The organism is Microbulbifer maximicatervae (SeqCode) (genome assembly GCF_052467305.1).
This window is the reverse complement of sequence record NZ_CP174306.1, coordinates 139,835-154,757: the sequence shown is the minus strand read 5'-3', so window position 1 is coordinate 154,757 and position 14,923 is coordinate 139,835. Positions and strand designations below refer to the sequence as shown.

Genomic DNA, 14,923 nt, shown 5'->3' with positions numbered 1-14,923 from the left:
TTCGATCCAGGTTAGTCGACCAGACCGTAATCCTTGCGGAGAACTTCAAGCAATTCCGCTTTGGGATTATCAGATATCTCTAGTTTCGTACCAATAATCTTCTCAGCAATACCAATATAAGTATTAGAGAGATCCATCAACATAGATTCTGGCAGCTCGTTATCACGAGCCAAAGCCGAGCGTTCATCCATGCGATCTTTGTTCAACAGGATATCAGCATCAGGGAAATAGTTGAGCAGGGCCTGGCGAAAACCCTCTTTGGATTTTTCCACTACCTTGCCCGTGCGGTACTGTTCGCCGTCCCAGATACGGGAGGAGTCCGGGGTACCCACTTCGTCCATATAAATCAGCTTCTCTTCACCATTGGCATCGGTGACATAGCCGAATTCAAACTTGGTATCGACAAAGACCTGGTCGAGCTTTTCCAGCTCGGCGGAAATCAAATCAAAACCTTCTTTCAGCAACTTCTCGTACAGGTCGATATCGCCTGCCTTGCGGAAGCCGAAGGCCGCGAAATTGTCTTCGATATTCTTGCGGGTGACATTGACATCGTCTGCTTCCGGCACGCCGGGGATACCCTTGAGAATGCCTTTGCTGGAGGGAGTAATGAGCAATTCAGGCAGCTTCTGGTCTTTCTGCAAGCCATCAGAAATCTCGATACCACAGAACTCCCGCTCACCCTTCTCATAGGAGCGCCACATGGAGCCGGTGATGTACTGACGGGCGATCGCCTCGATCATAACCGGGCGCGCCTTCTGTACGATCCACACCAGCGGGTGCGGGATATCCAGAATGTGGCTATCGGCGAGGCCCTGCTCTTTAAACAGCTTGAACCAGTGGTTGGAAATAGCATTTAGTGCTGCGCCCTTGCCTGGTACGCCGCGCATGCCGCCTTCGCCAGTCCAGATACAGTCGAACGCGGAGATGCGATCAGAAATCACCATTACCGCAAGTGGAGTGTCAGGAGAAACCGGGTAGCCCTTCTCCTCAATCAGGCGGCGGCTGTCTTCTTCGCTCAGCCAGTATACGGAACGGACCTTGCCACTGTGGATAGGCTTGTCGGTGCGGATCGGCAGGTCATTATTGACCGCTAGAACTTTGTCAGCCAGGCTCATGGGCTCTCACCTATTTGAAGGGACCAAATAAAAGAAAGCGCGGCATTCTAGCAAATGCCGCGGCCTACAGACAAAGAAAGATATCGGGTAATTACTCCGAGCTTCGCCGGGCCTCCCATTCCACCTGGTGCTCATGGGTGGGCCAGGCACTCATAATGGCCTTGAGCAAGGTCGCCAGGGGAATTGCAAAGAAGACGCCCCAGAAACCCCAGATGCCGCCAAAGAACAGCACTGCGAGGATAATAGCAACCGGGTGCAGATTAACTGCCTCGGAGAACAGCAGTGGTACCAGTACATTGCCATCGAGCAGTTGGATGATGCCGTATGTCATCATCAGGTATAAAAATTCATTACTCCACCCCCACTGGAAAAGCCCAATAGCCGCAACGGGGATAGTGACAACCGCTGCACCGATATAAGGAATCAGCACACTGAAACCCACGGCTACCGCCAGCAACAGGGCGTAGTTCACCCCCAGTAACAGAAAGGCGGCATAACTGACAGCAGCCACAATGCCAATTTCTATCACCTTACCGCGCACATAATTGGCCACTTGGTCATTCATCTCATGCCAAATCTGGTGGAGCATGGGCCGCTCTTTCGGCAGGAAAGAGGTGCACCAGCGAATCAGCTGCTCTGCGTCCTTCAGGAAGAAAAATACCAGGATCGGCACCACTACAACGTAAATCAGCAACCCGGCAAAAATGGGTAGGTTGGTAAGGGAGAAGGCCAGCAGTGTCTGCCCCAGGCCGCCCAGTTCGCTGCCGAGGGTATTGAAGATTTCATCGATCTGCCCGGCTGAAATTAAACGCGGGTAGCGCTCAGGAAGTAACAATAAAAGCTCCTGCCCGCGCTGCACCATATTGGGCAACTCCGCCCCAAGCCGCACCAATTGACGCCAGATAATAGGCAGCACCACAAATAACAGGGCCACAATAGTGCCCACCAAGACCAAACAGGAAAGGGTAACCGCCAACCAGTGTGGCACACGCCAGGACTTCAGCTTTTGCACCATGCCCTGCATCAGGAAGGCGATCACCAACGCGGTGAATACCGGGGCTAGCACAGCGCCCAGAGTCGCCAGAACTACCAGGGCCAGGGTCAATATTAAAACCAGAAGCACCACTTCTTCCTGACTGAAGTAGCGGTTCACCCAGCCTTTTACAATCGATAACATAGACTCTCGGGATTTATCTTTATTCATTTGCCAGCGTACAGCCAATATTGAAAGGTATTATTACGTCGCTCAGCGCGGAGCAGGGGCCGGCCACTTAAAGATGCAAAACTGTGGAAGTCTCGCCAGGACCCTTCATCAGTGGCCAGCACACAAAGCAGTGTTCCCTCTGGGTATTCCCGCAATGCCCGGCGCATGACCAGTAACGGTTGTGGGCAGGGCAGATTTCTTGCATCCACAATAGTGGCCGCGTCCCAGTTCGGTATCTGGGTATCGGGCTGATTGGTAGAAGAAGTTACTGACATTGCCTTTTTAGTCACAAACCAGAATTGCCGGGAATTATAGCGCGAACCAGACGCCATAACCCGCACAGGCTTTACGCTTTTTAACTTTCCGCCTGGCGCAAGCGTGAACCTTTTATGGTCCACTAAGTCCAATCCTCGACAGTCCAACGGGGTAGCGTATAGAGTTGGACTATAGATCCTTCATGGACAGACCGAGCAGTAATCAAGATGACTGATTCCAAAAACAGCCTGCTTCACCGAACGCGCCCCTCAGCTATCCTCCATCGACTTCGCGCAGGACTGCGAAGCCTGGGTATGGGGTTGTTACTCGGCGCAGTCCCGTTTGCTGCCATCGCGGACAGCGATGAAATCCGCCTCCCCGAACTGGGCGATAGGACCAGCGGGGTCGTATCGCACACCCAGGAAAAAGAACTGGGGCAGATGTGGCTGCGTATTTTTCGCAGTCAGGTTCGCACTTCCAGCGACGCCCTGATCCAGCAATTTGTCGAAGGCATGGTCAAGGAATTGGCCGAATACAGCCCGCTGGAAGACAAAGAAATTGATGTTGTCGTAGTAAACAACAAAACCATGAACGCCTTTGCGGTCCCCGGCGGAGTCATGGGGATCCATACCGGCCTGTTTCTATTTGCCGAACGTGAAGACCAGTTTGCATCGGTAGTTGCCCACGAATTGGGCCACCTCAGCCAGCGGCACTACGCCCGCTCTCTGGAAGCACAGCGCAATAGCACAATTCCCACCTTGGCCGGTATGCTCGGTGCCCTGGTTCTGGCTGCCACCGCCGGTGGTGAAGCGGGAATAGCAGCTATGAGCGCGACCCAGGCTGCAGCCCTGGATAACCAACTGCGATTCAGCCGCAAGAATGAGCAAGAGGCAGATAGGGTCGGTATTGATACCCTGGCCAAATCCGGGCGCGATCCAGAAGCCGCCGGTGAAATGTTCGAGCAAATGCTCAAGGCCACACGCTACTACCAGCGCCCGCCGGAATTTCTCCTGACCCACCCCGTTACAGAAAAGCGTATTGCCGATGCCAAGTTGCGCGCTCAGCGTATGGATAAAGTGGCTCCCAGCGAGGACCTGGATTATCACCTGATGCGCGCCCGGGTACGGCTCGCAACAGAACCAACGCCGCAGCAAGCAGTAAAACGCTTTAGCGCAGAGCTGAATGGTATCAATGATAATGAGGATGCCGCCCGTTACGGCCTCGCCCTGGCCCAAGTAGCCGCAGGTAGGCCCGACTCAGCGCTGGACACCTTGCAGCCCCTGTTAGACAAGACTCCCTCAAAAGCAGCCTATGTGCTGGCCCGAGCGGATATCGATCTGGTGCGAGAAGACTACAGCAGTGCCACCAAGCGCCTGCAATGGGCCCTCGATCGCAACCCGGGAGACCACGCCTTAATCATGGGCCTAGCCAATGCCCACTTTAAAGCCGGTAACTACCTGGCTGCAGAGCGCCTGCTGGCGAAATATAGCCGTACGCGGAAGAAAGACCCGGCAGTTTGGTACCTATTGGCGGAGACCCACGGATTAGCCGGAGATATTGTTGGCGTGCACGAGGCCCGGGCTGAGTATTACATCCTCAACGGCATATTCGACAAGGCTATTCAGCACCTGCGCCATGGAATTCGCATGTCAAAAGACGATTACCAGGTCAATGCCATCCTGGAACAGCGCCTCAAAGATGTACTGAAAATGCAGGAAAGAATCGAGGAGCTGTAACTCCCCCCAACGAAAAAGAGCGGCCACTGGCCGCTCTTTTTGTTTACTCACCGCCGCTCCCTCGAGAGCTAACCTTTGCGGAAATCCAACATCCGCTGCAGCGGAATCATCGCCTTGCGTCCCAGTTCCGGGTCCACAAAGATCTCATTATCCCCGCGCTCCAGTACACCGCAGAGGTTCTCCAGAGAGTTCATCGCCATCCAGGGGCAATTAGCACAGCTGCGGCAAGTGGCTCCAGCGCCGGCGGTTGGCGCCACCATCAGCTCTTTGCCTGGGCACTCCTGTTGCATCTTGTAGAAAATGCCCTGGTCGGTAGCCACAATAAAGCGCTTCTCTGGGCGGGTCTTGGCAGCATTAATAATCTGTGAGGTAGAACCCACCACATCGGCCAGGGCTACTACAGAGGCGGGAGATTCAGGATGCACTAGAACCACAGCATCCGGGTAGAGGGCCTTTAAGTCCTCAACCCCCTTGGCCTTAAACTCTTCATGCACAATACAGGAACCGTCCCATAACAGTACGTCTGCGCCGGTTTCCCGCTGGACATAGCCGCCGAGGTGTTTGTCAGGTGCCCAAAGGATTTTTTCGCCATTGGCATCCAGGTGATCCACTACATCCAGCGCAATACTCGAGGTCACCACCCAGTCCGCCCTGGCTTTTACCGCAGCAGAAGTATTGGCGTAAACCACCACAGTCCGGTCCGGGTGCTGATCGCAAAAGTCAGAGAATTCTTGTGGGGGGCAGCCGAGATCCAGGGAGCAGGTTGCCTCAAGGGTCGGCATCAGTACTTTCTTGTTCGGGGTAAGGATCTTAGCGGTCTCACCCATAAACTTTACCCCGGCCACTACCAGAGTATCCGCCGAGTGCTGAGCGCCAAAACGGGCCATTTCCAATGAGTCAGAAACGCAGCCACCGGTCTCCTCCGCCAGGGCCTGAATCAAAGGGTCGGTATAGTAGTGTGCGACCAATACTGCATTCTGTTCTTTCAACAAGCGCTTGATGCGCTCGCGCCATTCTTGCAGCTCTTCTTCGCTATATTGAGACATTACCGGCTCCGCCAGGTGCGCTTGCACCAAAGAGCGAGAATCTACCTTGTCTGCGGCAATGGACTTATGAGTCATGACTAACTTCCAGTCGCGGAAAAGCGCGCATTATAGCGCAATGAAACGACACCACCACGCACCCTTTCGACAGCAATTTTAATCTGGCGTTACAGGCAAAATAGGCCGAAGGGATTCAACCTGGTCACCTCAGAAAGTACACATTTCGGCAGCAGGACCACTATGGAGATATTGGATACCGTGATAGTCGGGGCAGGGGTATTAGGACTTGCCTGCGCCTACCAGCTGAGCCGCGCTGGCCACAAAGTGATAGTACTGGAACAACACAGTGCCATTGGAACTGAAACCAGCGCACGCAATAGTGAGGTTATTCACGCAGGCCTCTACTATCCAACAGACAGCTTGAAAGCCCGCGCCTGTGTTAAGGGTAAATCCATGCTGTACCAATTTTGCCAAGAATACGCGGTGCCCCATAAGCAAATCGGCAAACTGGTAGTCGCCACCGATAAAGCACAGCTGCCGCAACTCCGAGCCCTCAAAGCCCAGGGGGATGCGAACAACGCCGGCGGACTTCGATTACTAAGCGCCTCTGAAGCCCGATCTATGGAGCCGGAATTACAATGTGCCGGTGCCATTTACTCTCCGACGACCGGCATTATCGATAGCCACAGCCTGATGCTAGCCCTTGAGGGTGCCATGGAAGCCAGGGGAGGAGAAGTTATACTTGCGAGCAAAGTTGCGCGAATTGAAATATCCAGCGGCACTTGCCAACTCGTGATGGAGGATGGCTACAAACTGAAAACCTGCAATCTAATTGTGGCCGCAGGCCTCCACACAAGCTCGCTAGTGGGGACGATAAATAGCGAAGCTATAAAACGAGAAATCCCCACCACGTATTTTGTTAAGGGCAGTTACTTTACCCAGTCAAGTAAGGTACCTTTTTCACACTTAATTTACCCTCTACCTGAAAGTGCCGGTCTGGGTATTCACCTCACTCTGGATTTGGCTGGAGGTGCGCGCTTCGGTCCGGATGTGGAGTGGGTCGAGACCATTAACTACCAAGTGGATCCTCGTAAACTAAATACATTTTATGACAACATCCGTCGCTACTGGCCTGGAATATCAAAGAATACTTTACGGCCAGGCTATGCGGGCATTCGCTCCAAAATTGTACGCAGGGGCCACCCCGCTGGTGATTTCCAGATTTATCACAAAAGCCTATCGGATAAATCTCAGTTAGTGGCATTTTTGGGAATTGAATCCCCCGGGCTGACCTCTTCACTGTACCTCGGAGAAGTAATCGTAAAAATGATTTGCTAATTATTTATCCACTGGAAGAGAAATTCTGTTTAACTCAAAAAATCACAACGAAAGCAGAAAGAATACGCTATTGAAGTGATAAAGTAGGAATAGTATTTATCCACCAATCACCTACATCAGGTTCAACATAAACCCCAGGGTATTCTTTCCCTCTAGCTTTTACGGTGCGAATTACTGAATAATCATACCCATATTTCCCGTACCCAGCTGTGTTGCCAGTGCGGTTTGGAAATCATTCACTTGAGTGGTGGTATGAGTATTTAAAGTACCTGTCTGAGAGGTGGTACTGGCGCTACTGGAAACCCCAGCTTGGCTGACATCAACCGTATTCATATTTCCATCTTGGGTAATGGTGATATTGGATGATGTGACATCCGTTTGTAACACCATCAGAAAATTTGATGTACCAGTTTGCAAAGTAGTCACACTACTCAGGTCAACCAATGTATCTTGCTCAACATCAGCGGTATTATCCGTTCCCGATTGGGTGATATCAATCACACTATTACTAATAAATTCGTCCTGTTCAGCATCCACCATATTGGTGGAACCACTCTGAAATACCGTCAATGTTGAAGAGTCTACAAAATTACTTTGACTAATATCTACTTCATTCATACTACCGCTTTGTATAACAGTCGCGGCTGTTGAGGAAACGTCTCCCTCTTGACTTACCCCGGCTTCATTATTATCGCCAGTCTGGTTAATAGTGATAAAACTCTGGGAAACCAGGTCTTCCTGATCTACAAACATTCCATTGTCATTACCGTTTTGGGTAACAATGATAGAGCTATTTGAAATCTCATCACCCTGATCTACGTCTGCCTGATTACTTGCACCAGATTGAAAAATGCTCGCGGTAGACGAATCAACAACTGAAGCCTGAACTATATCACCATCATTTGAAGAGCCCAGCTGTATAATAGTCGCGGTGGATGAAGTGATATTGCTAAACTGATCGACATCTAAAACATTATCATCGCCAACTTGATTAACAATAATAGTACTAGCCGAAATTACAGTCGACTGTTGTGCATCTGCATCGTTCATATCACCATTTTGAACACCACTAATCGTACTGGTATCAATTAAGTCTTCCTGCTCCAATTCGGCTCTGTTTGTTGAGCCCACCTGAGATGAGATTACACTACTGAAACTAACTTGGTTATCCTGCCTGGATTCAAATTCATTATCAGTTCCCGACTGGGTTGCGACCACAGAACTATTACTCACGATATCTCCTTGCGGGACCACTGCGTCGTTCATATCCCCTGTTTGAGTAATCGACACCAAGCTCTGGGTAACTCCCTCCTCCTGATCAAGGTCCGCATCGTTGGAATTGCCAAATTGGTTGACCGTTAAACTGGATGATTCAACTGTATTCTCCTGAAAGGACTCAGCCTGATTCATATCCCCCTGTTGATTAATTGTGTTATTAGCTGCATTAACATTTATATCCTGAATCGAACTTGCCTCATTGTTATCTCCAATTTGTATGTGTGTAATCACACTATTGGTTGTATTATTCACCTGTTCCGCATCAGAGACATTTCCAGTTCCATCTTGAATAACCACAATCTGATTATCTGTAACCGAAGGATCAGACTGGTCAATTGTGGCTGTATTCATAGAGCCCTGCTGGGAGACACTGCTGACATTACTGTCTGCTAAAGCCCCACAGTGAATCACGGCCAACACTGCCGCAGCCAATGGCTTCATAAACTTCATAGCAAATTCCTTTTCAAACAAATTACCGACCAAACTACTGAGCAGGGGACTTCCTCACAAGGACAACGAGGAATTCATAACTATTTAGCACTATCAATCACAATTAAAAATTATGAATTAACAATAACAAATACAGGCATAATTTTATGGCCTTGAAATTCTACTGCATAATACTTCCCGTATTACCCCCCCCCACTTGGCTAGCAATAGCCACCTGCCCATCATTTGTTTGTGTCGTGACATGAATATTGGAGGAACCTATCTGGGAGACAGTGGCCAATCCAGTACTTAGCCCCAACTGAGAGACTTCTACATAATTCATATCACCACTCTGGAAGGTGGTAATAGAGGAGAAAAGAGCAAAGCCCTGCCCTACCAATGCCTCGTTGAGAGTTCCATCTTGCTCAACACTAATAAAGCTTGATTCAGTTAAGTCTCCCTGAAATAACTCGGCACTATTTTCACTCCCAAGTTGATTAATTAGCCCAGTGCTATTAAGCGCAAAATCCTCATGGATTGCTTGTGCAAAGTTCATTGTCCCAGTCTGAGTAACAGCAACAGTTCCCTGTATCCCCCCAACATCCACCTGGGCAGCAATACCCTCATTATTTGAACCGGACTGGATAACAGAGGCACTACCTGCAACAACAAAGTCATCCTGAACCACCCAACCGAAGTTGCCATCGCCAGATTGACTAATTAGAGCTGTACTTTCTGAGACTTCTGCAATTTGCTCCAGAATCGCCTCATTCATCAAACCCGATTGCTCCACCGTGCCCATATTCAAATCTGTAAGTGCCCCCTGTAAAACAGACACTTGATGTGAGTCTCCGGTTTGGGTTATTGAAACGGTATTATTGGTGCTGGTAGGATTAGACTGATCTACTGTTGCCAGATGTCCGTCGCCATCCTGGTCAATATCAGTCGTATTATTACCGCCCATAGAGTGACCACTAAAAGTGAGCGCAGCTATTGCAGTAACTGAAGTCCAAACTTTCATTTAACTAATTCCTTATCCATAGATTTCACCTCTTGCGTTAAGCAAATGCACAGCACAACGCCCCCAAATCAAAACCTGAACTCTCTTTGGAAAGTAGAGTTAAAGGCCTATATCAGATAGACGAAAATCAATAGGAGGAAACAATTTTACCTCCTTGAAAATAATTATCTGATCCTAAAATACAAAATTGAAAAATACATGGAGCTCCGCAGTCGCATTGCAGCGATCCGTATTCACACTAATACCGCGAAGCCCCTATCCAATTTACTGAAAAATAAATCCAATATTTGAAATACCATTTTGCGTCGCAATAGCAGTTTGCGAATCGGACAATTGCTCGGTTGTATGTTGATTTAACTCACCTATTTGGGTGGTTGTAGCAACACTGAGCATATTTCCCTGCTGGAGCACACCTGCAATATTGCTAATGCCATCTTGAAGTATGGTTCCTGTAACCGAGCTTGCAGTAACTTGTCCAAGCATCGCCTCATTCGAAGTCCCCGATTGAGAAATCGATGCTAATGCTGCTGATGTTCCACCTGCCTGCTGGGTAACTCCCATGTTCATCGAGCCCAATTGACTGACATTTCCAACACTTGTATCAACTATTGCTTGCTGAACTCCGCCACCAAAGTTTCCATCTCCAACCTGATTTACGTTTACAGAACTGTTCTCGACAGTATCTTGCTGCAATGAACCAGCAAAGTTTCCATTACCTACCTGAGTAATAGAGACAAAGCTGGTAGTGATTCCATTTTCTTGATCAGAGTCGACCTCATTCATATCCCCAGATTGCAGAACACTTATAGTGGAGGAGAACACCCCCATTATTTGTTCACTGACAAAGAGATTTTGATTGCCAATTTGATCGACAGAAATAGTGCTAAACTCCACAACGCTTTGCTGACCGATCTGGGCCATATTGTCATCGCCAATTTGATTTAGGATGACATCACTTCCCAGTATATCGAAGACCTGCCCCATTATGATCGCATCATTCATATCGCCAGTTTGAGTCACCGCGATACTAGATGCTTCGGTATCAGTCTGGGTGATGGTCATAAAGTTCATTTCCCCAGCTTGATTTAGTTCCTGGGTAGAACCAAGTGATTCAAGTTGCTCCGCTGTCGTATCGTTATTATTCCCAATCTGGTTAATTTCTAGCGAACTTGTCTCAGTCATAAACTGCTGGAAAGACTCGGCCATATTGCCATCACCCTCTTGGTAGTGGGTCATGGTATTACTTACGGCATCGCTCGCCTGGGTCGATGACGAAGAGTTCGCATCGCCAATTTGGGTGACATCTATCAGGTTCCCTATAGCCGTAGGGTCAACCTGATTGGCATTCGCTGTATTACCCACTCCCTGCTGATCTATTAACGTCGTATTATTACTGGCCATCGCACTTCCACTCACTGCGACCAATATAACTAGAGCTACAGGCTTCAATTTCCTCATAATTCAATCCTTCATTAACTATTCAAGCTTTTCTTGGGACTCAACTTAGAGGGCCTCATCAACAACATCGATACCAATAGGCATGCCGGCGTAAGGAGTGCGCAGAATCCAATTTAGCGCCATCCCTACTCCAAACAACAGCATCCACCAAAGAAGTGTTAAAGCTCGCCAAACTTGAGCGCTGAGGCAATAAAATTGACACAGGCAATTATGCGAACAACAAATCCCAAGAGGAATTGACATGCACTGGCACAAGGTCACTTGCGATAATGAACGACTGAATACTTAGAAACTATTCTCAAATCGCTGATCATGGGCCGACCAACTACTGGGTAAGAGTTAACGATAAGCGGCGATACAGCTATAAGAAGGAAGTGGGGAAAAACTAGGAACAAAGTTTGGAATTAAATTTCTGTGCCACCGGTAGAGCATTAATAACTCACTCTTAGCGGGTCAAGTCACTCAACAATTAAGAAGATGACTCTCTCTAGCCACTTATGTCGCTAATCTGGTGCCAGTAGTACCAGCACGAGAAGTGACATATTCCTTAGATAGGTTCGGTCAAGATCTAGAAACGCCTTAGTGATGAAATAAAATAGATCCAGGCGCACGAACAAATTGCTTGCGTTGTCAGCACCTACTGAAAAGCAGCACCCAATAGTCAAGAGAAAATATACAGCAAACAGAAATAAAAAATTAAATAGATTTTAGAGAAGTCTAAGAGAAGTAATTATTACGGAAGCAGAGAAGATATGGTGGGTCGTGCTGGATTCGAACCAGCGACCAATTGGTTAAAAGCCAACTGCTCTACCAACTGAGCTAACGACCCCCAGGATGGTTGGACTAATTTGGTAATGGTCCAACTTGGGTTGTTTTTACCTTCGCGCAGAAGTGTAAAAACTGGGTGGGCTGCCTTGGGCATCCCTGTCGAAAATGGTGGGTCGTGCTGGATTCGAACCAGCGACCAATTGGTTAAAAGCCAACTGCTCTACCGACTGAGCTAACGACCCTTTTCGATGCCTCGTTGTGAGGAGCTGCGTATCTTACGGATCTATTTCGAAAAGACAATACCTAACTCGAAAAAAAATCTAACAAATTTAAGGAGTTAGGTATTTGTTCAAAAAATTGGCGCCAACGGCCAATTAAGGTACGTAGACCGTGGGGTCCTCCAGGCCGGCCTCTGTGAAGCCGCCAGCCCTCAGGCGGCAACTGTCGCAGCGACGGCAGGCAGCGCCATCTGGCAAGGCTTGGTAGCAGGACACAGTTAAACTGTAGTCCACCCCTAAGCGGGTTCCTTCGGTAACAATATCCGCCTTGCTCATGTCCATTAGCGGCGCTCGTATAGACAGCTTGTTGCCCTCGACACCGGCCCTGGTAGCCAGGTTGGCCATCTTCTCGTAGGCCTCAATATATTCCGGTCGGCAATCCGGATAGCCGGAGTAGTCCACGGCGTTTACACCCACGAAAATATCCTGGGCGCCCAGCACCTCTGCCCAACCCAGGGCGATAGACAGGAATACCGTGTTTCGCGCCGGCACATAGGTCACCGGAATACCGGAGGTTTCTTCTTCGGGTACTTCGATAGAATCATCGGTCAGCGCCGACCCGCCGATTGAGCGCAGGTCGAGCTTAACCACCTTGTGCTCAACGGCCCCCAAGTCCTTCGCCACCTTCTGCGCAGCCAATAGTTCTGCCTCGTGACGCTGGCCATAATCGAAGCCCAGGGCATAACACTCGTAGCCCTCAGCGCGAGCCATGGCCAGTACGGTGGCTGAGTCCAGGCCACCGGATAGCAAGATTACTGCTTTCTTTGCTGTCATTTTTTCCTCTTTTCTTGATGTGGCGCAGCGGCGCTTTATACGCCTGGGATGTCGCCCCACAACAGCTTGTGCATTTGCATCTGCATACGCACCGGTAATCCATCTTCCAGAATCCATTCAGCTAGCTGGCGCGGCTGCAGCTGCTCGTAGCTGGGGGAGAAAAGCACCTCTCCAACCCGCTCAGGTATACGGTACTGATCCAGGGTAAATCGAGCCCAGTCGTAATCCCCGCGATCACAGATCACAAACTTGATCTGGTCCTGGCGAGTGAGTACTTGCATATTCTCCATTCTGTTGCGGTGCTGCTCCCCGGAGGCCGGCGTTTTCAGGTCGACCACTCTCGACACCCGCTCATCCACTTTATCCACAGGCATTGCGCCACTGGTCTCGAGGGACACCGCATAGCCCGCATCGCAAAGCGCCTTCATCAGGGGAAAACAATTGGGTTGGGCCAGCGGCTCACCACCGGTAACGCACACATGGCGAGCGGGATGGCTTTGCACCTGCTGCAAAATCTGCTCCAGCGTCATGCGCTCGCCACCGTAAAAGGCGTACTCGGAGTCGCAATAGGTACAGCGTAACGGGCAGCCCGTCAGGCGTACAAACACCGTAGGAAGGCCACTTTCTCGCGCCTCTCCTTGGAGGGAGTAGAAAATTTCACTGATTCTGAGTGATTCTTTGGAAAGATCGGTCATACACACCCAACACAAAAACGCCCGAGTGGCACATGCCACCCGGGCGCGGGATCATAGGCTTTTTCTGCTCAAAAAACCAGCGATGGCAGTCAGTAGCGGCTGAAGGCTACTGGAAGTTCTCCTGCAGATACTTCTTCGCCAGGTTCGACGCTCTGGCGTCACTGGCTGCCACCTGCTCCAGCAGGTTGCGGGCTTTTTGTTGGTCGCCCAGCTGGTGATAAACAGTACCCAGCTTGTAGCGGCCATCCCAGACTTTACTGGAATTCGGGTAACCGTCGAGGAGGGCTACGAACCACTCCCGAGCCTCTTCCAGGTTGCCTTGAACCAGTGCAATCTCACCCAGCCAGTAATTCGCATTCGGGGCGTACTGACCATTGGGGAAGTCCTGCAACAGGCTTTTGAACTCTTCACTGGCGCCGCCGTAATCGCCATTGCGGGCCAAGCCAAAGCTGGCCTGGTAGCGGTCGCGCTCGCTCTTGCCATCTTTCGGGCCCTGGGGTTTAGGCGGCATTGCTGAGCCCCCCTGCCCTTGCATGGACGAAGCACCGCCTTCAGCGGTAGACGGCGGCTGAGCCGCTGGCTCTGTACCACTCAGGCGAGCAATACGCCGGTCCAGATCCATATAATCTTCGGTGCGCTGCTGTTTGAGACGCTTGATCTCATGGCGCAACTCTTCAACTGTGCCACGCAACTCCCGCACTTCCTGCTGCAAAACCTGCATCTGATAGTAGGCTTCGGCCTGGGGGTTGCCCTGGGCTCGGGGTGGTGACATACCGGCACGGGCGAGCTGTGTCGGAGCACTGCTTTCCACTTCATCGGTATAAGTAATGGTCGACTGGTCCTGGCTTTTAGAAGACAGGTCTACAATCGGGGCCTGGGAAAATACTGGCGATGCCGCAGTCATTACTGCTGCGGCGATCGCTAGTTTTCTAATCGTTAAAGCCATTGGCATCCATTTTTACGATTAGTTAATAACAACGCGACGGTTCATCGCACGGGCAGATTCGTTAGAACCCATTTGAGCTGGACGCTCTTCACCGTAGCTGATTACTTCCAGGTTAGCTGCGTCTACGCCTTGCAGTACCAAAAAGTCGCGAACGGCATTGGCACGACGCTCACCCAGAGCCAGGTTGTACTCGCGAGTACCCAGTTCGTCAGCGTGGCCTTCCAAACGAACAGAACCGGCGGCAGCGCGCATACGGTCAGCGTGACGGATCAGCAGTTCACGGGTTTCGGGCTTCAGCAGAGACTGGTCGAAATCGAAGTAAACTACGTTTTCAAGAGGTGCCACTGTCTCGGTTGGGGTAGTCTCAAAATCAGTGGTTTCAACCACAGTTTGATCTGCCTGATCTACAGTTTCCCCAGTGCTGTCACTAGTATTAGTGTTACTACAACCAGCCATTACTGCCAATACACAGGCTAACCCGAGGCCTGTTTTTACTGATTTCAACATAAGCTACTCCGCTTTATATATAGTGTTATCGAAAATCCTGAAAGATTTCTAATTGCTCTAATTCACACCCTTCGCTTA

Annotated in this window: 13 protein-coding genes and 2 tRNA genes; 2 read left to right on the top strand and 13 right to left on the bottom strand. The window is 50.1% G+C overall.

Annotation, left to right across the window (positions count from 1 at the left end; translation table 11 throughout):
* Positions 1-11 precede the first annotated feature (11 nt).
* From ACJJI4_RS00720 to ACJJI4_RS00710, 3 genes are all read right to left on the bottom strand, one after another.
* Positions 12-1,115, bottom strand: a complete 1,104-nt coding sequence (locus tag ACJJI4_RS00720) for a phosphoribosylaminoimidazolesuccinocarboxamide synthase (RefSeq protein WP_444926706.1) — start codon at positions 1,113-1,115, stop codon at positions 12-14.
* A 91-nt stretch (positions 1,116-1,206) separates the two neighbouring features.
* Positions 1,207-2,292 (bottom strand): AI-2E family transporter, encoded by a 1,086-nt coding sequence (locus ACJJI4_RS00715; RefSeq protein ID WP_282934585.1) that lies wholly within the window; start codon positions 2,290-2,292, stop codon positions 1,207-1,209.
* Between the two features lie 23 nt (positions 2,293-2,315).
* Positions 2,316-2,609, bottom strand: a complete 294-nt coding sequence (locus ACJJI4_RS00710; RefSeq protein WP_444926705.1) for a sulfurtransferase TusA family protein — start codon at positions 2,607-2,609, stop codon at positions 2,316-2,318.
* Positions 2,610-2,801: 192 nt separating this feature from the next.
* Here ACJJI4_RS00710 and ACJJI4_RS00705 point away from each other — a divergent pair, with 192 nt between their 5' ends.
* Complete coding sequence (locus ACJJI4_RS00705) at positions 2,802-4,310, top strand: M48 family metalloprotease (protein ID WP_444926704.1); 1,509 nt, start codon at positions 2,802-2,804, stop codon at positions 4,308-4,310.
* Positions 4,311-4,378: 68 nt separating this feature from the next.
* On the opposite strand, the gene nadA is transcribed toward ACJJI4_RS00705, so the two are convergent.
* On the bottom strand, positions 4,379-5,431 hold the full coding sequence (gene nadA, locus ACJJI4_RS00700; protein ID WP_444926703.1) for a quinolinate synthase NadA: 1,053 nt from the start codon (positions 5,429-5,431) through the stop codon (positions 4,379-4,381).
* A gap of 162 nt (positions 5,432-5,593) precedes the next feature.
* On the opposite strand from nadA, the gene ACJJI4_RS00695 reads away from it, so the two are divergent.
* On the top strand, positions 5,594-6,691 hold the full coding sequence (locus tag ACJJI4_RS00695; RefSeq protein ID WP_444926702.1) for an NAD(P)/FAD-dependent oxidoreductase: 1,098 nt from the start codon (positions 5,594-5,596) through the stop codon (positions 6,689-6,691).
* 171 nt (positions 6,692-6,862) lie between these two features.
* Here the strand turns inward: ACJJI4_RS00695 and ACJJI4_RS00690 are convergent, their stop codons facing one another.
* The 9 genes from ACJJI4_RS00690 to ACJJI4_RS00650 all read right to left on the bottom strand — a co-directional run bounded on the left by ACJJI4_RS00690 (position 6,863) and on the right by ACJJI4_RS00650 (position 14,845).
* On the bottom strand, positions 6,863-8,419 hold the full coding sequence (locus ACJJI4_RS00690; RefSeq protein WP_444926701.1) for a hypothetical protein: 1,557 nt from the start codon (positions 8,417-8,419) through the stop codon (positions 6,863-6,865).
* 160 nt (positions 8,420-8,579) lie between these two features.
* A complete protein-coding gene (locus ACJJI4_RS00685; protein WP_444926700.1) occupies positions 8,580-9,419 on the bottom strand; it encodes a hypothetical protein in 840 nt (279 codons plus the stop codon).
* Between the two features lie 264 nt (positions 9,420-9,683).
* Complete coding sequence (locus tag ACJJI4_RS00680; protein WP_444926699.1) at positions 9,684-10,877, bottom strand: hypothetical protein; 1,194 nt, start codon at positions 10,875-10,877, stop codon at positions 9,684-9,686.
* A 753-nt stretch (positions 10,878-11,630) separates the two neighbouring features.
* Positions 11,631-11,706: transfer RNA gene (locus ACJJI4_RS00675), tRNA-Lys, on the bottom strand.
* A 105-nt stretch (positions 11,707-11,811) separates the two neighbouring features.
* Positions 11,812-11,887, bottom strand: a tRNA-Lys gene (locus tag ACJJI4_RS00670).
* Positions 11,888-12,019: 132 nt separating this feature from the next.
* Positions 12,020-12,697 carry a 7-cyano-7-deazaguanine synthase QueC gene (queC, locus tag ACJJI4_RS00665; RefSeq protein WP_444926698.1) on the bottom strand — a complete coding sequence of 226 codons (678 nt, stop codon included), beginning with the start codon at positions 12,695-12,697 and terminating at the stop codon, positions 12,020-12,022.
* 35 nt (positions 12,698-12,732) lie between these two features.
* Positions 12,733-13,392 carry a 7-carboxy-7-deazaguanine synthase QueE gene (gene queE / locus ACJJI4_RS00660; protein ID WP_108731832.1) on the bottom strand — a complete coding sequence of 220 codons (660 nt, stop codon included), beginning with the start codon at positions 13,390-13,392 and terminating at the stop codon, positions 12,733-12,735.
* A gap of 106 nt (positions 13,393-13,498) precedes the next feature.
* The gene (gene ybgF / locus ACJJI4_RS00655; RefSeq protein WP_413664416.1) at positions 13,499-14,338 is read right to left on the bottom strand and encodes a tol-pal system protein YbgF; all 840 of its coding nucleotides are present in this window, start codon (positions 14,336-14,338) and stop codon (positions 13,499-13,501) included.
* Positions 14,339-14,356: 18 nt separating this feature from the next.
* Positions 14,357-14,845 carry an OmpA family protein gene (locus ACJJI4_RS00650; RefSeq protein WP_444895168.1) on the bottom strand — a complete coding sequence of 163 codons (489 nt, stop codon included), beginning with the start codon at positions 14,843-14,845 and terminating at the stop codon, positions 14,357-14,359.
* Between the last annotated feature and the right edge of the window lie 78 nt (positions 14,846-14,923).